Source organism: Sodalis sp. RH19, assembly GCF_047324215.1.
Taxonomy (GTDB): Bacteria; Pseudomonadota; Gammaproteobacteria; order Enterobacterales; family Enterobacteriaceae; genus Acerihabitans.
In genome coordinates this window covers 2,961,550-2,983,455 of record NZ_CP178734.1, presented here as the reverse complement: position 1 = coordinate 2,983,455, position 21,906 = coordinate 2,961,550, and the positions used below count along the sequence as shown (strand labels likewise).

At 61.6% G+C, this 21,906-nt stretch carries 23 protein-coding genes and 1 riboswitch; of the genes, 18 read left to right on the top strand and 5 right to left on the bottom strand.

Going from position 1 to position 21,906, the window contains the following annotated elements; all coding sequences use genetic code 11:
* Positions 1-2: 2 nt before the first annotated feature.
* Positions 3-914, bottom strand: coding sequence for a uridine diphosphate-N-acetylglucosamine-binding protein YvcK (gene yvcK / locus ACL2XF_RS13515; protein WP_413727034.1), 912 nt, complete (start codon positions 912-914; stop codon positions 3-5).
* A gap of 331 nt (positions 915-1,245) precedes the next feature.
* A riboswitch (molybdenum cofactor riboswitch) is annotated at positions 1,246-1,386 on the top strand.
* Here yvcK and moaA point away from each other — a divergent pair.
* The 16 genes from moaA (at position 1,378) to ACL2XF_RS13435 (ending at position 18,141) form a co-directional block, all read left to right on the top strand.
* Entirely contained in the window at positions 1,378-2,364 is a 987-nt protein-coding gene (gene moaA / locus ACL2XF_RS13510) for a GTP 3',8-cyclase MoaA (RefSeq protein WP_413727033.1), read from the top strand. Its footprint overlaps the riboswitch before it by 9 nt.
* Positions 2,365-2,372: 8 nt before the next feature.
* Positions 2,373-2,855 carry a cyclic pyranopterin monophosphate synthase MoaC gene (gene moaC, locus ACL2XF_RS13505; RefSeq protein ID WP_410016000.1) on the top strand — a complete coding sequence of 161 codons (483 nt, stop codon included), beginning with the start codon at positions 2,373-2,375 and terminating at the stop codon, positions 2,853-2,855.
* Positions 2,852-3,097, top strand: coding sequence for a molybdopterin synthase sulfur carrier subunit (gene moaD / locus ACL2XF_RS13500; RefSeq protein WP_410015999.1), 246 nt, complete (start codon positions 2,852-2,854; stop codon positions 3,095-3,097). Before moaC ends, moaD begins: the two co-directional genes overlap by 4 nt.
* 15 nt (positions 3,098-3,112) lie before the next feature.
* Positions 3,113-3,574, top strand: a complete 462-nt coding sequence (moaE, locus tag ACL2XF_RS13495) for a molybdopterin synthase catalytic subunit MoaE (RefSeq protein ID WP_410016597.1) — start codon at positions 3,113-3,115, stop codon at positions 3,572-3,574.
* Between the two features lie 125 nt (positions 3,575-3,699).
* The gene (locus ACL2XF_RS13490) at positions 3,700-4,410 is read left to right on the top strand and encodes a Bax inhibitor-1 family protein (RefSeq protein ID WP_413727032.1); all 711 of its coding nucleotides are present in this window, start codon (positions 3,700-3,702) and stop codon (positions 4,408-4,410) included.
* Between the two features lie 353 nt (positions 4,411-4,763).
* Positions 4,764-5,753 (top strand): D-cysteine desulfhydrase, encoded by a 990-nt coding sequence (locus tag ACL2XF_RS13485; protein ID WP_413727031.1) that lies wholly within the window; start codon positions 4,764-4,766, stop codon positions 5,751-5,753.
* 130 nt (positions 5,754-5,883) lie between these two features.
* Positions 5,884-6,639 carry an L-cystine ABC transporter ATP-binding protein TcyN gene (tcyN, locus tag ACL2XF_RS13480; RefSeq protein WP_410015996.1) on the top strand — a complete coding sequence of 252 codons (756 nt, stop codon included), beginning with the start codon at positions 5,884-5,886 and terminating at the stop codon, positions 6,637-6,639.
* Between the two features lie 237 nt (positions 6,640-6,876).
* Complete coding sequence (gene rhlE, locus ACL2XF_RS13475) at positions 6,877-8,301, top strand: ATP-dependent RNA helicase RhlE (protein WP_413722339.1); 1,425 nt, start codon at positions 6,877-6,879, stop codon at positions 8,299-8,301.
* Positions 8,302-8,560: 259 nt separating this feature from the next.
* Entirely contained in the window at positions 8,561-9,517 is a 957-nt protein-coding gene (dusC, locus tag ACL2XF_RS13470) for a tRNA dihydrouridine(16) synthase DusC (RefSeq protein ID WP_413722340.1), read from the top strand.
* Between the two features lie 230 nt (positions 9,518-9,747).
* Positions 9,748-12,174: a membrane-bound PQQ-dependent dehydrogenase, glucose/quinate/shikimate family gene (locus tag ACL2XF_RS13465; RefSeq protein WP_413727030.1), complete on the top strand. Its 2,427-nt coding sequence runs from the start codon at positions 9,748-9,750 to the stop codon at positions 12,172-12,174.
* Positions 12,175-12,409: 235 nt separating this feature from the next.
* Positions 12,410-13,075 carry a DUF1345 domain-containing protein gene (locus ACL2XF_RS13460; RefSeq protein ID WP_413722342.1) on the top strand — a complete coding sequence of 222 codons (666 nt, stop codon included), beginning with the start codon at positions 12,410-12,412 and terminating at the stop codon, positions 13,073-13,075.
* Positions 13,076-13,235: 160 nt separating this feature from the next.
* Positions 13,236-14,108, top strand: a complete 873-nt coding sequence (locus tag ACL2XF_RS13455; RefSeq protein WP_413722343.1) for a carbohydrate ABC transporter permease — start codon at positions 13,236-13,238, stop codon at positions 14,106-14,108.
* Positions 14,098-14,928 carry a carbohydrate ABC transporter permease gene (locus ACL2XF_RS13450; protein WP_410015991.1) on the top strand — a complete coding sequence of 277 codons (831 nt, stop codon included), beginning with the start codon at positions 14,098-14,100 and terminating at the stop codon, positions 14,926-14,928. Before ACL2XF_RS13455 ends, ACL2XF_RS13450 begins: the two co-directional genes overlap by 11 nt.
* Before the next feature lie 10 nt (positions 14,929-14,938).
* On the top strand, positions 14,939-15,763 hold the full coding sequence (locus tag ACL2XF_RS13445; RefSeq protein ID WP_413727029.1) for a phosphodiesterase: 825 nt from the start codon (positions 14,939-14,941) through the stop codon (positions 15,761-15,763).
* Positions 15,763-16,830 carry an ABC transporter ATP-binding protein gene (locus ACL2XF_RS13440; RefSeq protein WP_413727028.1) on the top strand — a complete coding sequence of 356 codons (1,068 nt, stop codon included), beginning with the start codon at positions 15,763-15,765 and terminating at the stop codon, positions 16,828-16,830. The genes ACL2XF_RS13445 and ACL2XF_RS13440 overlap by 1 nt, the downstream gene beginning before the upstream one ends.
* Positions 16,831-18,141 (top strand): ABC transporter substrate-binding protein, encoded by a 1,311-nt coding sequence (locus ACL2XF_RS13435; protein ID WP_410015988.1) that lies wholly within the window; start codon positions 16,831-16,833, stop codon positions 18,139-18,141. It abuts the gene before it with no gap.
* Positions 18,142-18,167: 26 nt separating this feature from the next.
* Here ACL2XF_RS13435 and ACL2XF_RS13430 read toward each other — a convergent pair whose 3' ends face one another.
* Positions 18,168-18,791 carry a glutathione S-transferase family protein gene (locus tag ACL2XF_RS13430; RefSeq protein ID WP_410015987.1) on the bottom strand — a complete coding sequence of 208 codons (624 nt, stop codon included), beginning with the start codon at positions 18,789-18,791 and terminating at the stop codon, positions 18,168-18,170.
* 167 nt (positions 18,792-18,958) lie between these two features.
* Here ACL2XF_RS13430 and ACL2XF_RS13425 point away from each other — a divergent pair, with 167 nt between their 5' ends.
* Complete coding sequence (locus ACL2XF_RS13425) at positions 18,959-19,516, top strand: isochorismatase family protein (RefSeq protein WP_413727027.1); 558 nt, start codon at positions 18,959-18,961, stop codon at positions 19,514-19,516.
* Positions 19,517-19,576: 60 nt separating this feature from the next.
* Entirely contained in the window at positions 19,577-20,278 is a 702-nt protein-coding gene (locus ACL2XF_RS13420) for a DJ-1/PfpI family protein (protein ID WP_410016596.1), read from the top strand.
* A 67-nt stretch (positions 20,279-20,345) separates the two neighbouring features.
* Here ACL2XF_RS13420 and ACL2XF_RS13415 read toward each other — a convergent pair whose 3' ends face one another.
* The 3 genes from ACL2XF_RS13415 to ACL2XF_RS13405 form a co-directional block, all read right to left on the bottom strand.
* Entirely contained in the window at positions 20,346-20,921 is a 576-nt protein-coding gene (locus tag ACL2XF_RS13415; RefSeq protein WP_410015985.1) for a TetR/AcrR family transcriptional regulator, read from the bottom strand.
* On the bottom strand, positions 20,922-21,383 hold the full coding sequence (locus ACL2XF_RS13410) for a DUF1348 family protein (RefSeq protein WP_413727026.1): 462 nt from the start codon (positions 21,381-21,383) through the stop codon (positions 20,922-20,924).
* A gap of 132 nt (positions 21,384-21,515) precedes the next feature.
* Positions 21,516-21,803: a YjcB family protein gene (locus tag ACL2XF_RS13405; protein WP_413727025.1), complete on the bottom strand. Its 288-nt coding sequence runs from the start codon at positions 21,801-21,803 to the stop codon at positions 21,516-21,518.
* Positions 21,804-21,906: the final 103 nt, after the last annotated feature.

Genomic DNA, 21,906 nt, shown 5'->3' with positions numbered 1-21,906 from the left:
GCTCAGCCCAGCGCCTGCAGGGCGTGGTCCAGCGCCGCGCGCAGCAGAAGACGGTCGTGATGATGGGGCACGTCCGCGGCGGCCAGGGGCTGGCGGATCAGGAGACGATCGCGGATGCCGCCGGTATCGGCGGACGGGCCCGTGACCAGGGCGGCGATGATCGGTTGCCGGCCGATGGCCTGCTCCATCATGGCCAGTTTCTGCTGCAGGCTCATGTTCGCCGCGGCCAGGCTCAGTTCCCGTCCCAGATTATCGATAAAGACCATGGGCGCCTGGGTCCGGCGCAGCGCCTGGGCTAAATCGGGCAGCAGCAGCAGCGGCATCAGGCTGGTCAGAAAGCTGCCCGGACCTATCAGGATAAGATCCGCCGCCGCAATAGCCTGCAACGCCTCGCGGGTAGCGCTGACCTGCGGGGTAAGCCGCAGGCTGGCGGGGAGTTCGGCCAGCCTGTCCACCGCCATTTCGCCATGGATGGTTTCCCCCGCGCCGGTGATCGCCAGCAGGTCCACCGCCTGCTCCGACATGGGGATTAGCAGGGCGTCCACCTTGAGCATATTGCGGATCAGGTTGATGGCTTCCAGCGGGCGCACGCTCAGGTTATCCAGCGCTTTCAGCATCAGGTTGCCAAGGTTATGGCCGGCCAGTTCACCCTGGCCGTTAAAACGGTATTCAAACATCGCCGCCGCGATGCTGGGTTCTGAAATCAATTGATTGAGGCAATTGCGGGTGTCGCCCCAGGCGATGCCGCCCTCTGACTGGCGTATCCGCCCGGTGGAACCGCCATTGTCGGTGGTGGTGACAATGCCGGTCAGGCGCGACCCCAGCGGGGAAAGGGCGGACATCACCCTGCCGAGGCCATGTCCGCCGCCCAGTGCCACCACCCGATCGAGATCCGCCAGGGTGCGATTACGCATACCTCTCCTTGCAACCACGTGATAAAACCCCGGCGCCCGCAGGCCAGGTACGCCGCACGCCATGGCCGGTGGTAAGCGCGCTGGCGCCGGGCGGGGTTCTTGTTATGCTAACCATAGCCGATGGCGCGGCAAAAGCGAAATGCCGGCGCCAGATACGGGTTGCAGCTCGCACTATCATGATATTGCCAGGGTCATGACGGGGAGAAAGGCGAATGATTTCAACGCTATATATTTGTTTATATAGCGAAATTTCTCCTTGCGGCCATAGCGTCCAGTAACAATTAGGGCTAGAATAATTTTCAACCAGGTTTTACCGCGCTGATGACGGCGTCGGGAAGGCCAACTCCTAGCCTTTACGCCTAAGTGGCTCCTGCGAGCGATATGGCGTTCAGGCCGTGGCGACAGCCACCAGGGTGCAGGATAGAAATGTCCGCATCTCCCGTATTTGGAAAGGTGTTTAACGGTGCCAGAACTTATCGATGCGTTTGCGCGCAAGTTTTACTATTTGCGCCTGTCCGTCACGGACGTCTGCAACTTTCGTTGTACCTATTGTTTGCCCGACGGCTACCGTCCCAACGGCAATACCAATAAAAGTTTCCTGTCGCTGGATGAAATCCGGCGCGTCACCCAGGCCTTCGCCGAACTGGGCACGGAAAAAGTGCGCCTGACCGGCGGCGAGCCGTCGCTGCGGCGAGATTTCCGCGATATCATCGCCGCCGTGCGTTCCCATCCGCAAATCCATACCCTGGCGGTTACCACCAACGGCTATCGGCTCGAGCGCGATATCGCCGGCTGGCGCGACGCCGGACTGACGGCGCTGAACGTTAGCGTCGACAGCCTGGACCCGCGCCAGTTCAGGCTTATCACCGGCCAGGACAAGTTCCGCCAGGTGATGGCCGGCATCGATGCCGCCTTTGCCGCCGGCTTCAGTAAGGTCAAGGTCAATACCGTGCTGATGCGCAACGTCAACGATATCCATCTTGACAGTTTTCTCGCCTGGATAAAAACCCGGCCCATCCAATTACGGTTTATTGAACTGATGGAAACCGGCGACGGCGGCGAGTTGTTCCGCACCCGCCATGTGTCCGGCGACACAATTCGCCGGCGGCTGGAGCCGATGGGCTGGGAACTTCAGCCGCGCGGACGCAGCGACGGCCCGGCGCTGGTGTTGCGCCATCCGGATTACGAGGGCGAGATCGGCCTTATCATGCCTTATGCCAAGGATTTCTGCGCCAGCTGCAACCGCCTGCGGGTATCCGCCGTCGGCGATCTCCATCTTTGCCTGTTCGGCGAGGACGGCATTCCGCTGCGCGACCTGCTGGGGGACGATCGGGGGCTAGCTATGCTCAAAGATCGTATTTCGGGCGGCCTGCGGCTGAAGAAGCAGACCCATTTCCTGCATGAGGGCAATACCGGCGGTACCCGCAATTTGTCATTTATCGGCGGTTAAGGAAGAGTATGTCATCATTTACCCATATTAACGCCAGCGGCGAAGCCCACATGGTGGATGTCTCCGCCAAGGCCGAGACGCTGCGCGAAGCCCGCGCCGAGGCGTTTGTCACCATGTCCGCGGAAACGCTGGCCATGATCGTCGATGGCCAGCATCATAAAGGCGATGTCTTCGCCACCGCGCGTATCGCCGGCATCCAGGCCGCCAAACGCACCTGGGAACTGATTCCGCTTTGCCATCCGCTGGCGCTCAGCAAGGTCGAGGTCCACCTGACGGCGGAAACCGCCCGCCACCGGGTGCGCATCGAAACCCTCTGTCGCCTGACCGGCAAGACCGGCGTGGAGATGGAAGCATTGACCGCCGCCTCGGTGGCGGCGCTGACTATTTACGATATGTGCAAAGCGGCGCAGAAGGATATGGTTATCGGGCCGGTCAGGCTGCTGGCGAAAAGCGGCGGCAAATCCGGCGTTTTCACGGCGGAGGCATTATGATAACCGTGCTGTTTTTCGCCCAGGTGCGGGAGCGGGTGGGGGTCGACAGCCTGCGGCTTGATGATGACTACGGAAGCGTTGAGGCGCTGCGCCTGTCGCTTATGGCGCGCGGCGACCGTTGGGCGCAGGCCCTGGACGCCGACCAATTGCTGACGGCGGTAAACCAGGCGCTGGTCCCGCGTGAGCATCCGCTGGCCAGTGGCGATGAAGTGGCGTTCTTCCCGCCAGTGACCGGGGGCTGAGCCGCTATGGATGAGATGACAGACACACGTATCAGCGTCGGCCCGCAGTCCTTTGATATGGCGCGGGAGTACGCCTGGCTGGCGGACTGCGCTGACGACGGCGCGGTGGTGACCTTTACCGGCAAGGTACGCAACCGCAACCTGGGCGACGAGGTCAGCACCCTGACCCTCGAACACTACCCCGGTATGACTGAAAAGGCCTTGGCGGAAATCGTGGCGGAGGCCCGGCAACGCTTTGCGCTGCGGCGCGTCACGGTCATCCACCGGGTCGGCGCGCTGGCCACCGGCGAGCAGATCGTGCTGGTCGGCGTCAGCGGCGCCCATCGCGGGGCGGCGTTCGCCGCCGCCGAATTTATCATGGATTACCTGAAAACCCGCGCGCCGTTCTGGAAACGTGAAACCACCGACCAGGGCAGCCGCTGGGTGGATGCGCGCGACAGCGATCGCCAGGCCGCTGACCGGTGGCAGGCCTCCTGAAGAGAACCTCGCACCGGTGATTTTGCGCCGGGCCTTTGATTCGGCCCCCGGTTTTTGTGGTATGCTGTTTTCAGGTGGGTCGCCTTCGCGGCCTGTGTTTTCCGTTTACGTTAAAGGTGACAGTCATGGACCGATTTCCCCGTTCCCAGGGTTCGATAGCTGAACGCGCTGATGCCGGCATCCAGCCTTTTATGGCCCAGGTTTATGGCTGGATGACGTGCGGATTATTATTAACCGCCTTTGTTTCCTGGTACGCCGCCCGCACGCCGGCGGTGCTGAACCTGGTGTTTTCCAGCCAGATCACCTTCTTTGGCCTGATTATCGCCCAGTTGGCGCTGGTGTTCGTGATCTCCGGCATGGTCAACCGCCTCAGCGGCACGGTGGCCACCGGGCTGTTTATGCTCTACTCCGCCCTGACCGGCCTGACGCTGGCGAGTATCTTTATCGTTTATACCGCCTCGTCCATCGCCGGCACCTTTGTGGTGGCGGGGGGCATGTTCGGCGTGATGTCTATCTATGGTTACACCACTAAGCGTGATTTAAGCGGTTTCGGCAGCATGCTGTTTATGGCGCTGATCGGCATCGTGCTGGCGTCGGTGGTCAATATCTGGCTGAAGAGCACCGCGCTGATGTGGGCGGTGACCTATATCGGCGTGCTGGTGTTTGTCGGTTTGACCGCCTACGACACCCAGAAGCTGAAAAACATGGGCGCCCAGCTTTCCATCGACGACAAGGATCAGTACCGTAAATATTCCATTGTCGGCGCGCTGACCCTGTATCTGGATTTCATCAACCTGTTCCTGATGCTGCTGCGTATTTTTGGCAACCGCCGGTAAGACTGGCCGACCGGGCGCCCCATGGCGCGCCAGGCCCGGATCACCGATGCTGCATAAGGCGTGTTAAAGGGAGAACATGCCAATGGGGTTGAATCGGGCGTGGTTTTCCCGCCCGACCGAGGCCCCATGGCATGGTATGCCCGCTATCTCCGATGCCGCATAAAGCGTGTTAAAGGGAGAGCGTGCCAATGGGGTCGAATCGGGCGTGGTTTTCCCGCCCGACCGAGCGCCCCATGGCGCGGTATGCCCGCCAGCACCGCGCTTAAAGCAGACGTGTTAAAGGGAGAGCACCCCATGGCACGGCATGCCCGCCGCCACCGACTTAAAAACGATCCTGTTAAAGGAAGCCGAAAATGGATCTATCCCTGCAGCTTGCCAACTTTCACCGCCTCGATCTCATCGGTCCGCCCACCCCCCTTGAATTCCTCCCGCGCTTATCCGAGCACCTGGGACAGGAAATCTACATCAAGCGCGATGACGTGACGCCCCTGGCCATGGGCGGCAATAAACTGCGCAAGCTGGAATTTCTCGCCGCCGACGCCCTGCGCCAGGGGGCCGATACGCTGTTGACCGCCGGGGCCATTCAATCCAACCACGTACGGCAAACGGCGGCGGTGGCGGCTAAGCTCGGCCTGCACTGCGTCGCGCTGCTGGAGAACCCGATCGGCACCCAGGCGGAAAATTATCTTACCAACGGCAACCGCCTGCTGCTGGATCTGTTCGACGTCGAGGTGATAATGTGCGACGCCCTGGACGAACCGGATCGGCAACTGGCCGATACCGCCGAACGCCTGGAAGCGCAAGGGTTCCGCCCCTATGTGGTACCGGTGGGCGGCTCCAATGTGCTGGGCGCGCTCGGCTATGTCGGCTGCGCGCTGGAAATAGCCCATCAGTGCGCCGGCCAGCTCGCCCCCGGTTATGTCGTCACCGCCTCGGGCAGCGGCGGCACCCATGCCGGACTGGCGCTGGGCCTGCAGGCGCTGATGCCGGAAACCCGGCTTATCGGCGTAACGGTTTCCAGGACCGACGCGCAGCAGCGTCCGAAAGTGGCCGCCTTGCAGCGGCAATTGGCCGACGCGCTGGAATTCACCGCGCCGCTGGCGCCCATCCATTTTTGGGATGACTATTTCGCGCCCGGATACGGGGCGCCGAACGATGAAGGGCTGGCGGCCGTCAAGCTGCTGGCCAGGCTGGAAGGAATGTTGCTCGACCCGGTCTATACCGGCAAAGCCATGGCCGGGCTTATCGACGCCATCGACCAAAAACGCATCGGCCCGGAGCCGGTGATATTTATCCATACCGGCGGCGCGCCGGCGCTGTTTGCCTATCATCCCGGCGTATAAATGCCGTTGCCGCGCCCGCGGCGGCGTTTGCCTGATGCGGCCGGCGCGCGCTCATGATAATCTGCGCCCTGGGTTTTAAACAGTCGCCCCGCGGGGATAGTGACACGCGCTGATACGATCGGGAGTCGTAATGAGTACTATTGAAGTCAAGCAGCTGGTCAAGACCTTTAACGGCCAACGGGTGCTGAACGGCATCGACCTGTCAGTGAATACCGGCGACGTGCTGGCCATTGTCGGCCCCAGCGGCTCCGGCAAGACCACCCTGCTGCGCAGCATCAATTTACTCGAGGAGCCGGACAGCGGCACCATCCAGGTCGGGTCGATCGTCATTGACGGCGCCAGGCCGCTCAGCGCGCAAAAACGGCAAATCCGCGCCTTGCGCCAGCAGGTGGGCTTTGTCTTCCAAAGCTTTAATCTGTTTCCCCACCGTACGGTGCTGGAGAACATTATCGAAGGACCGGTGGTCGTCAAGGGCGAACCGCGCGCCGAGGCTATCGAACGCGCCCGGGAACTGCTGGCCAAGGTGGGTCTGAGCGGCAAGGAAGACGCTTATCCCAAGCGCCTCTCCGGCGGCCAGCAGCAGCGGGTGGCCATTGCGCGCGCGCTGGCCATGCGCCCCGAGGTGATCCTGTTTGACGAACCCACCTCGGCGCTGGATCCCGAACTGGTTGGCGAAGTGCTGAACACCATTCGCGCGCTGGCGGAAGAAAAACGCACCATGATTATCGTTACCCATGAAATGAGCTTTGCCCGCGATGTGGCAGACCGGGCGATATTCATGGACCACGGCGTTATCACCGAACAGGGGCCGGCCAAGGCGATTTTTACCCATCCCGAGCACGAGCGAACCAAACAATTCCTGGATAAGTTTATTAATGCCCATTAATGTTTAGAGCATTTTTCTCTGGTTTTTCAGCAACAAAAGCCATGCGGGACGCCGGCTGGGCGGGGTAGATTACAGTTATTTACCTGATACCCATCCCATTTTGCCGGTAATTTTGCTACAATCCGTTCAATAGTTTTTGTCCGTTCACCATGGTAAGGCTTTGCCTCCCATCTGATTATCCCCCTGAGCGCAGACTGGACAGGCGACGTCGGGGCGGATCTGGAGTTTTTCATTATTATGTCATTTGAATCACTTGGCCTAAGTGCCGAGATTTTGCGTGCGTTATCCGAGAAGGGCTATGACAAGCCGACTCCGGTACAATCCCAGGCTATCCCGTTTGTGCTGCAAGGCCGCGATATCATGGCCAGCGCACAGACCGGCACCGGTAAAACCGCCGCGTTTACCCTGCCTATTCTGCAACTGCTGACCCAGCAGAGCCCGGCGGTGAAAGGTCGCCGTCCGGTACGGGCGTTGATCCTGACCCCGACTCGCGAGCTGGCCGCGCAGATTGGCGAAAATGTCGTGGAATACAGCGCCCATCTTTCCATCCGTTCGCTGGTGGTTTTCGGCGGCGTGAGCATTAACCCGCAGATGATGAAGCTGCGCGGCGGCGTCGATGTGCTGGTCGCCACCCCCGGCCGTCTGCTGGATCTGGCGCAGCAGCGTGCCGTCGATCTGTCCAGCGTGGAAATTCTGGTGCTGGACGAAGCCGACCGTATGCTGGACATGGGCTTTATCCACGATATTCGCCGCGTCATGAAACTGCTGCCGGCGAAAAAACAGAGCCTGATGTTCTCGGCCACTTTCTCCGATGACATCAAGGTGCTGGCCAATACCCTGCTCAGCAATCCGGCCGCGGTTGCCGTCGCACGCGACAATATCACCGCCGACCAGATTGAACAGCGTGTCCACCTGGTGGACAAAAAGCGCAAACACGAGCTGCTGTCTTATATGATTGGCAAGCACGACTGGCGTCAGGTGCTGGTATTTACCAAGACCAAGCATGGCGCCAATAAACTGGCGGAAGCGCTGAATAAAGACGGTATCACTTCGGCGGCGATCCATGGCAATAAAAGCCAGGGCGCACGTACCCGCGCCCTGGCCGATTTCAAAGCCGGCCAGGTGCGCGTGCTGGTGGCCACCGATATCGCCGCGCGCGGCCTGGATATCGATCTGCTGCCCCATGTCGTCAACTATGAGCTGCCGCTGATTGCCGAAGACTATGTGCACCGCATCGGCCGTACCGGCCGCGCCGCCGCCACCGGCGAGGCGCTGTCGCTGGTCTGCGTTGATGAACTCGGCCTGCTGCGCGATATCGAACGCCTGCTGAAAAAACCGATCCAGCGCATCGCGGTGCCCGGCTATGAGCCGGATCCGACCATTAAGGCCGAGCCGCTGCAAACCGGCCGCGGCAGCCGTTCCGGCGGACCGTCCCGTGGCGGCGCTTCCCGCGGTGGCCCGTCGTCCGGTAACGGCGGCGGCGCCCGCGACAGTGGCAACAGCGCGCGCGAAGGCGGAGCCCGCGAGGGTCGTCCGCCCCAGCGCCGCCGTACAGGCGAAGGCGCCTCGCAGCCGGGACGTGGCGCCGCGCCGCGCCGCCCGGCCGGCGGTTCCTCCGCTTACGCGGGTTCAGGCGCACGCGACAGCCGCGGCAAGAAATAAGCCGCGCCCCCTGGCCTGAAGCCCTGGTTTGACCCAGGGTTGCAGGCGGATCCTGGCGCCGCTTACCCGCGTTGGGCATCCGGTCATGCGACCGGCGGTATCCGCCCCGTATTTACCCCTGACACCCGATCAGCAGACCGCCCGCGCAAGCGCGGCGGTTTTTTTATAGGCGCCATTTGCCGCCGGGCAGGGCGGTAAAAGCGTTGATTTTGCCACCCCTCATCACCTACTATGGCGCTTCTTTCCGGCCGGGTACTTTATGCGCGTATTATTGGCACCGATGGAAGGCGTTCTCGATTCGCTGGTGCGGGAACTGCTTTGCGAGGTTAACGATTACGATCTCTGCATCACCGAATTTTTGCGGGTGGTGGACAGCCTGCTGCCGGTCAAATCCTTTTATCGCCTCTGTCCGGAACTGCATCATGCCAGCCGGACGCCCGACGGTACCCCGGTGCGGGTTCAGCTGTTGGGTCAATATCCCGAATGGCTGGCGGAAAACGCCTGGCGCGCGGTGCAGCTCGGCTCGCTGGGCGTGGATCTCAACTGCGGCTGTCCCTCCAAGACCGTAAACGGCAGCGGCGGCGGGGCCTCGCTGCTGAAAGATCCCGAGCTTATCTACCGGGGCGCCAAGGCCATGCGCGCCGCCGTACCGGCCCATCTGCCGGTGACGGTAAAAATCCGCCTGGGGTGGGATACCCCGCACCGCAGCATGGAAATTGCCGACGCGGTCCAGCAGGCGGGCGCCACTGAACTGGTGGTCCACGGCCGGACCAAGGAAGACGGTTACAAAGCGGAATGCATCGACTGGCCGGCGATTGCGGCAATCCGCCGGCGTTTAACCATCCCGGTGATCGCCAACGGTGAAATCCGCGACGGGAAAAGCGCCAGCGACTGCCTGGCGGTAACCGGCTGCGACGCGGTGATGTTGGGGCGCGGCGCGCTAAGCCTGCCGAACCTGAGCCGGGTAATAAAATATCGTGAACCCAGGATGCCGTGGCCGGACGTGGTTGATCTGCTGCAAAAATATGTGCGCCAGGAAAAGCAGGGCGACACCGGCCTGTACCATGTGGCGCGCATCAAGCAATGGCTGGGTTTCCTGCGCCAGGAGTATGACGAGGCCGCCACGCTGTTTGGCGACATCAGGGTTTTAAAAACCTCCGCGGACATCGCCCGGGTGATTGGCCGCCAGACGCAAGCCGGGAGCCGCTGCGCGTAACCATGCCGCCGCCATAGGCATTTTTTCCCTTCAAAAAGCCAACGTTTTGCTATGGTTATACAGGGTGTTAATCGGGGTTAACCCGGCTTTGCCGCCGGCATGGCGCGCGGGTCCGTTTGGCGGCACCAGGCCCACCGCGCAAGACCATAAACCTGATGGCCGTAACCCTCAAGGCCGCTATGGCCCATCGACACACTCTCCCTTTAACCTGTGGTGCATCAGGAGTATCTATGCTGCGTCGTCTGCTGTCCTTTCCCGGTATTACCGGTGTGGTTATCGCTCTTTTCGGCCTGGCGTTTATCGGGCTGGGAACCTGGCTGGCGACGCTTGGCGGCACGTTTTATTATCCGCTGGCTGGTGTGGCGCTCACCGCCTCGGGGATTATGATTGCCCGTCGGCAGGCGGCCGGCTGGTGGCTGTATCTGCTGGCCTTTATCGCCACCCTGGCCTGGGCGGTCTATGAAGTCGGCTTTGACGGCTGGCAATTGCTGCCCCGCCTGCTGGTGCCGGCGCTGCTCGGCTTGTGGTGCAGCATGCCGTTTATCACCCGGCCGGTATTCCCGTTGCGTTCCGACAGACGCCGGGCCACGGCGGCCGGGGTGATCTACCTGGCCGCTATCCTCGGCATTTTTGGGGCCGGCTTCCACGTCACCGAGACCCGGTTTGTCCATAACGCGGCGGTTGCGGCGCCATTGCCGCAAACGGCGACGTTCCCGGATGCGCAGCGTAACCAATGGCTCTATTACGGGCGCAATGCCGCCGGCGAGCGCTTTTCCCCCCTGGCGCAATTGACCCCCGCTAACGTCGGCCAATTGCAGCCCGCCTGGCGTTATGATACCGGCGATCTGCCGCGCGAGGGCGAGGATAAGGACGGCCGGGAATTTAATTTCGAGGTAACGCCGATTAAGATTCGCGATCGTCTGTATCTGTGTACCCCGCATCGTCGCGTTATCGCGCTGAACGCCACCACCGGCAAGCCCATCTGGAGCTATGACCCGCATACGGATACCGCCGCCAACGAATATCTCGCCTGCCGCGGCGTGGCGTATTATGCCGCGCCGACCGATACGGGACAGGCCTGCGCCCGCCGCATAATCACCACCGCCGGCAATGCGCAAATGATGGCGCTGGACGCGGATACCGGCCGCCCTTGTGACGATTTCGGCGATCGCGGATTTGTCAGCCTGACCGACCAGATGGGCGATGTGCCGCCCGGCTTTCATTTTATTACCTCGCAGCCGCTGGTGGTGAAGGACCGGGTGGTGCTGGGAGGGTGGATTTACGACAACCAGGCGCGCGGCGAGCCGTCGGGCGTAGTGCGCGCCTATGATCCGGTAACGGGCAAACTGGCCTGGGCCTGGGATATGGGCCGGCCGGATCCCACCGCGCCGCTCAAGCCGGGCGAGACCTACACGCGCGGCACGCCGAACGGATGGGGCACTTATACCGCCGATACCGATCTCGGGCTGGTGTATATCCCGCTGGGCAACGCCACGCCTGATTACTACGGCGCCGCCCGCCGTCCGTTCGATAATAAATACTCGAGCGCGCTGGTCGCGCTGGATATCGAGACAGGCAAGGAGCGCTGGCATTTCCAGACCGTGCATCACGACGTCTGGGACTTTGATTTGCCCATCGGCCCTTCGCTGGTCGATTTGCCGTCGCCCGACGGCGTCGGCAGCGTGCATGCGCTGGTGCAAACCACCAAAATGGGCCAGCTGTTTTTGCTGGACCGCGCCACCGGCAAACCGCTGGCGCAGGTCATTGAAAAACCGGTGCCGACGCAGCCCTTGCTGCCGGGCGATACGCTGTCCCCCACCCAGCCGGACTCGGTGGGTATGCCGAACCTCTCGCCCGCCGATTTGAAAGAGCAGGATATGTGGGGCGCCACGCCGCTCGATCAGCTGTGGTGCCGCATCCAGTTTAAACGCGCCATCTATCATGGCCAGTACACGCCGCCCACGCTTGGCACCACTATCGCGTATCCCGCCTTTGACGGCGTGATGGACTGGTACGGCGCCTCCATCGACCCGGCGCGGCACCTGCTTATCGCCAATACCAGCTACATCCCCTTTACGGTGGAGACCATGCCCGCCGCCGAGGCGATCAACAAGGGGCTGATGAAACCCTGGGCGGGCTGGGGCAGCAAACAGCCCTATCCCAAACCCAAAGATTTTTCCGTCGGCCCGCAGTACGGCACCCCGTACGCGGCGGTGGTCAAACCCTGGCTGACCCCGCTCGGCGCTCCTTGCAGCGCGCCGCCCTGGGGGAAACTGGTGGCGATTGACCTGCAGACCCGGAAAATCGCCTGGGAGCGACCGGTGGGCACCACGCGGGATATGAATATCTTTAATACCCATACCAATGCGCCGTTGCCGACCGGTATCTTCAGCATCGGCGGCAATATCATCACCGCCGGCGGCCTGGTCTTTATGGGCGCCACGGCCGATAACTATCTGCGCGCCTTTGACGAGGCTTCCGGCAAACAGCTTTGGCAGGCGCGCCTGCCGGCGGGCGGCCAGGCGACGCCGATGACCTACCTGGGCGGGAACGGTCGCCAATATGTAGTGATTGCCGCCGGCGGCCATGGCGGCCTGCGTACCGAGCCGGGAGACGCCATCGTCGCTTATGCCCTGCCCAAGGATGCGGCGCGCTAGGCTATCCCGCGCCGGACCGATTTCTATCCGGACGCGGGACGCTAACGGCATGACGTCGGCCGCACCCTCCTTCGCACGGCCCTATCCGGCGTTAAAGGAACTATATTACCGGCGGTTCCTTGTCTTTTTCACCGGCAGGCTCTATTTTACGCTCATCCCCGCCGTGCCGGGTGCCCGGGGCCCTTGCCGCGGGCCAGCCGGTTATCGCCACGTTTACTAAGGTCCGGCCAGACACATGCGTTTTCTCCATCCCGTTAAGCACTATTTTACCGCGCGGCCCCGGCTGCTGATCGCCATCGCCGCCGGCGTGATCTGCTACTGGTGCCTGCCCGCGCAGTTTTCCACGCTGCTGCGCCTGATGATAAGCTGGAACGCCCTCGCCTGGCTGTATTTAGTATTCCTGTGGTGGGAGATGATGCGCGCCGGGCCGGAGGATATGCACGCCATCGCCTTGCGCCAGGACGAAAGCGCCAGCACGGTGCTGGCGTTGGTGACCTTGACCTGTATGGTCAGCGTACTGGTGATCCTGCTGGAGCTGAGCACGGTGAAACAGCTTTCCGGTTCGGTGAAAGCCTGGCATTTGATCCTGACCGGCGTGACGCTGGTGGTCTCCTGGGCGCTGCTGCCCACGGCGTTTGCCATGCACTATGCCCATCTGTTCTACCGCGATCGGGATGTTGCTGAAGTGCCGTTGCTGTTTCCCAAAGACCCGGAAAAACCGCTGTACTGGGATTTTCTCTATTTCTCGTTCACCATCGCCGTCGCCTCGCAGACCGCGGACATCGCCACCGGCACCACCGAGGCGCGCAAGGCAGCGCTGCTGCAATCGGTCATCTCTTTTATCTTCAACCTCGCCATCCTCGGCCTGTCGATAAACGTCGGCGCCGGCCTGCTGGGATAGCCTTGCGTCCATCTCCTGGCGCCTGCGGCGCCGCCCCGGCATCGTAGCGCGGTAGCTTCCGCGGCCGGGGATCTTGATTCCGTCATCTCATTGTCTTAAAACTGTCAAGCATGGCCCTTAGCATAGGGGCCACTTGCTGAAGCTGTGCAGAAGTCTATTTATGTTAAAACGCCTGTTTCCCTATTTGCTGCTCGCGCCCACCCTGATATTTTTAGCCGGCTTCACCTATTTTCCCCTGTTGCGCTCGCTGGTGGATAGCCTGTATGACTCGCGGCTTGCCACCGATAACCCGCCCTTTGTCGGCCTGGATAATTTTGTCCGCCTGTTCCAGGACCGGGTGTTCTGGCTCTCGGTCGGCAATAATCTGCTCTATATCCTGGTGACGGTGGTGCCCGGCGTGATCCTGGCGCTGTCGCTGGCGGTCTGGCTGGCGCGCAATACCCGGTTCAACCGGCTGCTGCGCGCGGCGTTTTTTTTCCCCACTATTATCCCGCTGGTCAGCGCCGCTACGCTTTGGACCTTTATCTTTATTCCCAACCTGGGCCTGCTGGACTATTACCTGGCTAAGGTTGCCGGCCCCATGGGCATTAATTACCTCGGCATGGGCAATAGCGCGCTGTTTGCCCTGGCGCTGGTCGGCATCTGGAAATTTGCCGGCTATTATATGCTGTTTTTCCTGGCCGCCCTGCAAGGCCTGCCCGCGTCGCCGCGCGAGGCGGCGCTGATGGAAGGGGCGTCGGAACGCCAGATATTCTGGTACATCCAGCTGCCGCTGCTCAGGCCGACGCTTAACTTTGTCATCATTATCGCCCTGGTGTATTCCATTACCCAAATCGATCATGTGGCCATCATGACCCAGGGCGGGCCCAATCACGCCAGCTCGGTGCTGTTGTATTACATCCAGGATCTGGCCAATAACAGCCATGATTTCGGCAAAGCCTCGGCCGCTACCTTTTTTACCGTGGTGGCGCTGTTTGTGATTTCCATCCTGAATCTGCGCACCCTGGAAAAAGGGGTGCACTATGAGCGCTAACCCGTCGTTTCCGCTGCGAACCTTATCCCTGCTGCTGGCGTGCGCCGCTTTCCTGTGGCTGTCGCCCCTGCTGTGGATGTTTTCCGCCGCCATCAGCCCGGACAGTTTTTCATCCGCGATGGCCTCGCTGGTGCCGCGCCGGCCGCTGACGCTGGCCACGCTTGCCGGGGCCTGGGACAGCGCCGACTGGCTGCGGCTGTATGCCAATACGCTGATTTTCGCGCTGGGGACCTTCCTGGTACAGCTGGTCACCATCACCACCGCCGGATATGTGTTCGCCTACCATGAATTCCGCGGTAAAACCCTGCTGTTTTACCTGCTGTTGATCCAGCTGATGATCATGCCGGTGATGCTGATGGTGCCCAATATGATGACCCTGCACCAGCTTGGCCTGCTCAACACCCTGACCGGCGCCATGATGCCGTACTTCGCGTCGGCCTTCGGCGTCTTCCTGATGCGCCAGGCCTTTCTGAATATTCCGCGCGAACTGGAGGATGCGGCCCTGATGGAAGGCAGCCGCTGGTGGCAGGTGGTGCTGTATGTGCTGCTGCCCATGACCCGTCCCGCGCTGATGGCGTTTGCCGCCGTGACCATTACCTATCATTGGAACGAATTTCTCTGGCCGCTGATGGTGCTTAACGATCCCGATAAGCAGGTGCTTACCGTGGGGCTGGCGTCCTTTGCCATGGGGGCGGAATCCGGCGGGCAGTGGGGCATGATCAGCGCCGGTTCGCTGATGGTCTGCCTGCCGCTGATGGTGGCGTTTATCTTATGCCAAAAGCACTTTCTCAGTGGTTTTGGTTTTTCCGGTATTAAATAAGGGGATAGCGATGTATCTCGCCCAATTGTCCGACATGCATTTCCGCAGCCGGGGCGCCCGGCTGTATGATTTTATCGATGTTAACGCCATGAACGCGGAAATCATCAACCGGGTCAACGCCCTCGCGGAACGTCCCGACGCGGTCATCATTACCGGCGATATGGTCAACTGCGGCGAACCCGCTGAATATCGCCTGGCGCGCCATATTCTCGGCCAGCTTGACTATCCGCTGTATCTGATCCCCGGCAACCATGACAATAAGGCCTTGTTTCTGGATGCCTTCAGCGGACTGTGCCCGCGGCTGGGCCACGATCCGGACAATATGGCCTATGAAGTCGATGAGTTCCCGGTGCGTCTGCTGTTTATCGATACATCGGTGGCCGGGGCGTCCTGGGGGCACCTGAGCGATTTTACCCTCGACTGGCTGGAAAAGAGCCTTTCCCGCGACGATAAGGAAAGCTACGTGTTTATGCACCACCCGCCGGTGGCGTTCGGCTCGGCGCAGATGGATCCCATCGCCTGCCGCAACGGCGAGGCGCTGCTGGCCCTGATAGAACGGTTTCCGCAGCTGACCCGGGTATTCTGCGGCCATGTCCACCGGATGATCGCCACCCAATTTCGCCAGGCGCTGATTTGTTCCGCGCCCGCCACCGTGCACCAGGTGCCCTATATGCATACCGACCCGCGTCCGCTTTACAGCCTGGAGCCGGGAGCCATGATGATGCATAACCTGGTGCCGGGCGTCGGCCTGGTGACCAGCTACCATTCCCTGGCCAATTACGCCGGTCCCTGGCTCTACGACTCGCGCATCAGTTGTCCGGGCGAGGGCTGCTGATGTCGGCCATTGTCGTCCAAGGCTTAGGAAAAAAATTTGGCGGGACCGATGTTCTGCGGGATATCGATCTGGAGATCAGGGACGGGGAGTTTCTGGTGCTGGTGGGACCGTCCGGCTGCGGCAAAAGCACGCTGCTGCGCCTGCTGGCCGGGCTGGATAGCGCCACCAGCGGGCAGATTCTGCTCGATGGCGTGGATATCAGCGCGCGTCCGCCCCGGGAGCGTAACTTTTCGCTGATCTTCCAGAATTACGCCCTGTTTCCCCATCTGACCGTCCGGGACAATATTCTGTTCGGCATGAAAATGCGCGGCGAGCCGAAGGCGCAGTTCCCGCAGCGGGTCGAGAAGGTCGCCGGGCTGCTGCAACTGCAGGCGTTGCTGGATCGCAAGCCGGCGCAGCTGTCGGGCGGCCAGCGCCAGCGGGTGGCCATGGCCCGGGCCATCGTGCGCGAGCCGGCGCTGTTCCTGATGGACGAGCCGTTGTCCAATCTTGACGCCAAGCTGCGCGGCGAAGTGCGCGACGGCATCATGGCGCTGCACCATACCCTGAAAACCAGCACCGTCTACGTGACCCACGACCAGATCGAGGCCATGACCATGGCCGACCGGATCGCGGTGCTCAACGACGGGCGACTGCAGCAGACGGGCACGCCCGAGGCGCTCTACCGGCGGCCGGCCAATATGTTCGTGGCCGGATTTATCGGTACGCCGGCGATGAACATCCTGCGCCTTCCTGTGCATGACCAGCAGGTCTGGCTGATGGGGCAATCGATTGCCCGGCTGCCGGACTATGGTGAAGACGCGGTGTTTTTCGGTATCCGGCCGGAGCATTTGACGGAACACCCGCAGGAACCGGGTGCGGCGCTGCGGGGCCGGGTGCTGCGGCGCGAACTGCACGGCGCGGAATACCTTATCACGCTGGATACCCCGGCGGGGCGGGTGCAGTACCGTCGGGAAAACCGCGGCGCGGTTGCCGCCGTAGGCCAGGACCTGAACCTCTCTTTTTCGTCCCGCGACAGTTATCTGTTCGCGGTGTCGAGCCAACGCAATTTATTACAGGAGCAGTAAATGAAAAGATATGGCTGGCTAGTGATGCTGACCGGCATGGCGTTAAGCCATGGAGCGCTGGCGAAAGACACCATTGATTTTATGTTCCCGGCGCCGGTGGACGGCAAGCTGACCACCGAGATGACCCGCGTCATCAGGGAATACAATCAGTCGCAGGATCAGGTGGAGGTACGCGGTATTTTTACCGGCAACTACGACACCACCAAAATGAAGGCCGAATCGGCGGCCAAGGCCGGTTCGCCGCCGGCGCTGGTGATTATGTCGGCCAATTTTACCGTCGATCTGGCGCTGAAAAATGAAATCTTGCCGATGGACGAATTGTTTAAATTTGCGCCGCAAAAGCAGTCGGCCACCGACTTCCTGCAAAAAAACTTCTTCCCGGCGGTACAACAAAACGCCCAGGTGATGGGCCAGACTTACGCCATTCCCTTCCACAACTCCACGCCGATTCTGTATTACAACAAGGACATGTTTGCCAGGGCGGGCATCAGCCATCCGCCGCGCGACTGGGCGGAACTGGTGGCGGATGCCAAAAAGCTGACCGATAAAAATACCGGGCAGTGGGGCATCATGATCCCTTCCACCAACGATGATTACGGCGGCTGGATGCTCTCGGCGCTGACCCACGCCAACGGCGGTAATTTTAATAATGCCGCCTATCCGGGCGAAGTGTATTACAACAGCGCCAGCACGCGCGGGGCGTTGCAGTTCTGGCAGAACCTGGTGTATCGCGATGAGGTGATGCCGGCGGGAGTATTGAATTCCAAACAGATAGGCGCCGCGTTTTTCTCCGGCAAGCTGGGCATGGCGCTGCTCAGCACCGGGGCGCTGGGGTATATGCGGGAAAACAGCCGCGATTTCACCCTGGAGGTCGCGATGCTGCCGGCCAAGGAGCGGCAGGCGGTAATTATCGGCGGTGCCAGCCTGGTCAGTTTCAAAGGTATCAGTGAAGCGCAGAAAGAGGCGGCCTACCGGTTTATGACCTACCTGGTCAGCCCGGAGGTCAACGGCGCCTGGAGCCGTTTTACCGGTTATTTCGCCCCGCGCATGGCGGCCTACGACACGCCGGAAATGAAAGCGTACCTGGCCCAGGACCCGCGCGCGGCGGTGGCGTTGCAGCAGCTGCAATACGCGTATCCCTGGTATGCCACCTATGAGACCGTGGCGGTGCGCCAGGCCATCGAAAACCAGCTGGCATCGCTGGTGACCGACAAATCGCGCAAGGTGGACGACGCGGCGCGCGATGCCCAGCAGGAGGCGGACGGGCTGATGAAACCCTATGTGGATCAAACGGCGCTGAAACTGCCGTAAGCACTTTATATTTCAGCGCGCGCCGCTTACGGCATCCCGTTGCGGCCATGGGCCAGATAGCCCGGACGCTGGCTGAGCCGTTCATAATAAGCGTTGACGGCGGGCAGTTCCGGATGGGTGATGGGGGTGGAGAACCAGCGGTTCACCGACAGGCCGATGGGAATATCCGCCAGCGTAAAGGCGTCTCCCGCCACGTAAGCGCCGGTGGCGGCCAACTGCCGGTCGAGGATGGTCATCGTCCCCGACCAGGCGGCGATCGACCCGGCAATGCGCTGCGCGTCGTTATGCGTGGCGAAGCGTTTTACCAGGGCGGTGAAGGCGTAGCTCCAGGACGGGTTGAGTTCGGCGGCCTGCCAGTCGATCCACTGATCCACCCGCGCCCGGCTTTTCGGCGGCGCCGGATATAACGCCTCGCCCCGGTAGGCCCGGGCCAGATAGCGGATAATGGTATTGGACTCCCACAACACAAAATCCCCGTCCAGGATGACCGGCACCATGGCATTGGGATTTAACGCCAGAAAAGCCGGGTCATGGGGATCTTTAAATCCGCTGCCCCAGTCTTCCCGTTCAAAATCGATACCCAGTTCCACGCAGGTCCATAAGACCTTGCGCACGTTGATGGAAGTTGACTTGCCCAGAATTTTCAGCATAGATGTCCTTCTAGTCGCCACGGTGCCGGTGAGATCGATATGGCATAATGGCATTGTTTTTCGCCAGATTAAATAGCCCGCGCGCGCCATGCCTATCCCGTCGTCCGGCGGGTTGGCGCATTTCCCCGCCGTGCGCGGCGCCTGAACTTGCAGCATAAGAGGGTAATATGACCACGGCATTACTGATTATTGATATGCAAAACCATATTCTCCACGGGCTGGCCGATGCGGCTCGCCAGCCGCTGCTCGATCGACGGTTAGGCGAGGTGGCGCAGCGGCTGGCGGCATTGCAGCTGCGGGCGCGCGCCGCCGGGGCGCCGGTTATCCTGGTGCAGCACGACGGCGACGGCGATCACCGGCTGGCGCGGGGCGGGGAAGGGTGGCGCATCCGTGCGGACCTGGGGCCTGCGCCCGGGGATATCGTGGTGCATAAGCGCAGCTGCGATTCCTTTTATGCCACCGATCTGGCCGATTGTTTGCAGCGCCTGGGCGTCACGCGCCTGGTGGCGGGGGGATGCATGACGCAGTTTTGCGTCGATACCACCGTACGCCGCGCGGTTTCCCTGGGGTATGACGTGGTCCTGGCCGGCGACGGCCATACCACCGCGGACAGCGGCGCCCTCGGCTTTGCACAGATCATCGCCCATCATAATGCCCTGCTGGACGGATTTAACGCCGGGCCGCATAGCGTCAGCGTACGCCCGGCCGGCGAAATTGAGTTTTAAGGCGGTAATCGTCCCGCGCCAGGCCTATTGATAACAGGTTACCGTCATGAGGAAAGAATGATGCAGCAGTCCTTGATTATCGTCATGCCGCTTTACCCCGGCGTTACCCAGCTGGATTTCACCGGCCCGCACCAGTTCTTTTCCCGTCTGCCGGATACCCGGGTGATTGCCGCCTCGACGGCCGGCCGGCCGGTAAGCGCCGACGGCCTGGTATTTTCCGGCCTGGCCGATCTGGCGGCTATCGCGCGGTGCGATATCCTCTGCGTGCCGGGCGGCGCCGGCAGTACCGAGATGATAGCGGACCCGGTGTTTATGGCCGATATCCGCCGGCTGGCCGGCGGCGCCCGCTATATCACCTCGGTGTGTACCGGGTCGCTGATCCTGGGCGCTGCGGGGCTGCTGGTGGGTAAACGCGCCGCCTGCCACTGGGCCTGGCGTGATCTGTTAACGCTGTTCGGCGCCATACCCGACGCGGGCCGCGTGGTGCAGGACGGTAATATCATCACCGGCGGCGGCGTAACCGCGGGCATGGATTTTGCGCTGGCGGTGATTAACCAGGTCTTCGACCAGGCGACCGCCGAGGCTATCCAACTGGGACTGGAATACGCGCCGGCGCCGCCGTTTAACGCCGGCCGGCCGGAAACCGCCCCCGGATCGGTGCGGGAACCGGTGGCGGCGCGCATCGCCGCCACTGTGGCGACGCGTCAACCCGTGGTTGCAGCAGCGGCCCGCGCCATGTTCGCCGCCCGGGACGGAAAATAACCGCCCGCAGGCGGCCATGCCGCGCGGCGGACAGGTCCGATCCGCCGTGCCGGCACGCAAGACGGCATCAAGGATGGTGAAAGGGTATGGCGAGCATAAGCCGAGCCCGCAGCCGCCGCGTGCCGCGGATAAACAGATCGGTGTCATTCATGGCTCGCGCCAGCGTTAACGCGCCCTGGATACCGGCGACGGTGTCCTCGGCCAGTTCGCCCGCCGCCGGAACTGCGACGCCGGCCCGTTGCAACGCCTGTTGCAGCGCGCTGATCCAGTGGTGGAAATACACGCCGATAGCATGGCCAAATCGATCGCGCGTGCCGTCCAGGGCAAAGGCCCCCATCAGGCAGATGCGCTGTCCGGACAGGAAATACGCATCCACCGCCCGCCACATGCCGTCAAGCGCGTCCGGCGCGTTATCCCGCGCCAGCGGCTGGAAAATGTGGCGGTGAAACCACGCCTCGACCTGGGTGAGTACCGCCGCCGCCATGGCGTCTTTGCCGCCGGGAAAAAAGTGGTACAGGCTGCCTTTGCCCAGGCCGGTGCGTTCGGTGATACGGCTCAGGGACGCGCCCTCGAAGCCGCATTCACGGAATACGTCGGCTATTTGCGCTACCAGCGCCGCGCTATCCGCGTTGTGGTCGGTCATCTAGAGGCCAAAGTCGGACAGACCGGGGTGATCATCCGGGCGCCGTCCCAGCGGCCAGTGAAACTTGCGGTCGCCGTCGGCGATGGGCAGATCGTTGATACAGGCAAAACGGCGGGCCATTAACCCCGCGGCATCGAACTCCCAGTTTTCGTTGCCATAGGAGCGAAACCAGTTGCCGCTGTCGTCATGCCATTCATAGGCAAAACGCACCGCAATGCGCGCGCCGGTAAACGCCCACAGTTCCTTGATCAGCCGATAATCCAGTTCCTTAGCCCATTTCCGGGTCAGGAACGCCACTACCTCGTCGCGGCCGGTGACGATTTCCGCGCGATTGCGCCATTGCGTATCAAGGGTATACACCTGCGATACGCGCTGCGGGTCGCGGTTGTTCCAGCCGTCCTCCGCCATACGGACTTTAGCGGCGGCGGTGTCAGGGGTAAAGGGAGGGACCAGGTTTGCCATGATGGATGCCTTGTCAGGAGAACGGGAATCCTGACTGTACCAATCGGTACAGCGCCGGGCAAGCTATTTTTGTGGCGCGGGCAGGGAGCGGTCAGCGCTACTACCCCGCCCGGGGACGGCCGGCGGAGACGGTCAGTTTACCTGCCATTCCGGCGGCGTATGGGAAACCACATACGTGGCGATATCTTTCAGGTTATCCCAGGCTTCGCGCCAGGAGACCATTTCAACCGACAGCGTGATACCCAGCAGTCCGGTGACAAACCAGCAGGCCATGCTGATGCCGACGCCGCTGAAAATAAACGCCAGCGCATTGTGGTTGCTTTTACGGCAAAAGACATTTAACGTGCTGGCGAAAAACATCATCACCGCGCTGAGCAATTCCCAGCGCATCATCACGAAGCCTGCGGCAAGAGTACCCATGACAACCAACCCCCCATTTGTAAGATGGTGTAATTTTCTCCTGTTTGGTTGCATTGCGCTACAAAAATATGTGATCCAAGACACATTTTTAGACCGATTTGTG

Bases quoted from the DNA above. Each gene is read 5' to 3' on its own strand.
- ACL2XF_RS13485 (WP_413727031.1), top strand. From the start codon at position 4,764: ATGGATCTATCCCTGCAGCTTGCCAACTTTCACCGCCTCGATCTCATC.
- rhlE (WP_413722339.1), top strand. From the start codon at position 6,877: ATGTCATTTGAATCACTTGGCCTAAGTGCCGAGATTTTGCGTGCGTTA.
- ACL2XF_RS13445 (WP_413727029.1), top strand. From the start codon at position 14,939: ATGTATCTCGCCCAATTGTCCGACATGCATTTCCGCAGCCGGGGCGCC.
- ACL2XF_RS13415 (WP_410015985.1), bottom strand. From the start codon at position 20,921: ATGACCGACCACAACGCGGATAGCGCGGCGCTGGTAGCGCAAATAGCC.
- ACL2XF_RS13425 (WP_413727027.1), top strand. From the start codon at position 18,959: ATGACCACGGCATTACTGATTATTGATATGCAAAACCATATTCTCCAC.
- ACL2XF_RS13430 (WP_410015987.1), bottom strand. From the start codon at position 18,791: ATGCTGAAAATTCTGGGCAAGTCAACTTCCATCAACGTGCGCAAGGTC.
- tcyN (WP_410015996.1), top strand. From the start codon at position 5,884: ATGAGTACTATTGAAGTCAAGCAGCTGGTCAAGACCTTTAACGGCCAA.
- ACL2XF_RS13435 (WP_410015988.1), top strand. From the start codon at position 16,831: ATGAAAAGATATGGCTGGCTAGTGATGCTGACCGGCATGGCGTTAAGC.
- ACL2XF_RS13405 (WP_413727025.1), bottom strand. From the start codon at position 21,803: ATGGGTACTCTTGCCGCAGGCTTCGTGATGATGCGCTGGGAATTGCTC.
- ACL2XF_RS13410 (WP_413727026.1), bottom strand. From the start codon at position 21,383: ATGGCAAACCTGGTCCCTCCCTTTACCCCTGACACCGCCGCCGCTAAA.
- moaD (WP_410015999.1), top strand. From the start codon at position 2,852: ATGATAACCGTGCTGTTTTTCGCCCAGGTGCGGGAGCGGGTGGGGGTC.
- moaE (WP_410016597.1), top strand. From the start codon at position 3,113: ATGACAGACACACGTATCAGCGTCGGCCCGCAGTCCTTTGATATGGCG.
- ACL2XF_RS13450 (WP_410015991.1), top strand. From the start codon at position 14,098: ATGAGCGCTAACCCGTCGTTTCCGCTGCGAACCTTATCCCTGCTGCTG.
- ACL2XF_RS13465 (WP_413727030.1), top strand. From the start codon at position 9,748: ATGCTGCGTCGTCTGCTGTCCTTTCCCGGTATTACCGGTGTGGTTATC.
- ACL2XF_RS13455 (WP_413722343.1), top strand. From the start codon at position 13,236: ATGTTAAAACGCCTGTTTCCCTATTTGCTGCTCGCGCCCACCCTGATA.
- ACL2XF_RS13440 (WP_413727028.1), top strand. From the start codon at position 15,763: ATGTCGGCCATTGTCGTCCAAGGCTTAGGAAAAAAATTTGGCGGGACC.
- ACL2XF_RS13460 (WP_413722342.1), top strand. From the start codon at position 12,410: ATGCGTTTTCTCCATCCCGTTAAGCACTATTTTACCGCGCGGCCCCGG.
- yvcK (WP_413727034.1), bottom strand. From the start codon at position 914: ATGCGTAATCGCACCCTGGCGGATCTCGATCGGGTGGTGGCACTGGGC.
- moaC (WP_410016000.1), top strand. From the start codon at position 2,373: ATGTCATCATTTACCCATATTAACGCCAGCGGCGAAGCCCACATGGTG.
- ACL2XF_RS13420 (WP_410016596.1), top strand. From the start codon at position 19,577: ATGCAGCAGTCCTTGATTATCGTCATGCCGCTTTACCCCGGCGTTACC.
- dusC (WP_413722340.1), top strand. From the start codon at position 8,561: ATGCGCGTATTATTGGCACCGATGGAAGGCGTTCTCGATTCGCTGGTG.
- ACL2XF_RS13490 (WP_413727032.1), top strand. From the start codon at position 3,700: ATGGACCGATTTCCCCGTTCCCAGGGTTCGATAGCTGAACGCGCTGAT.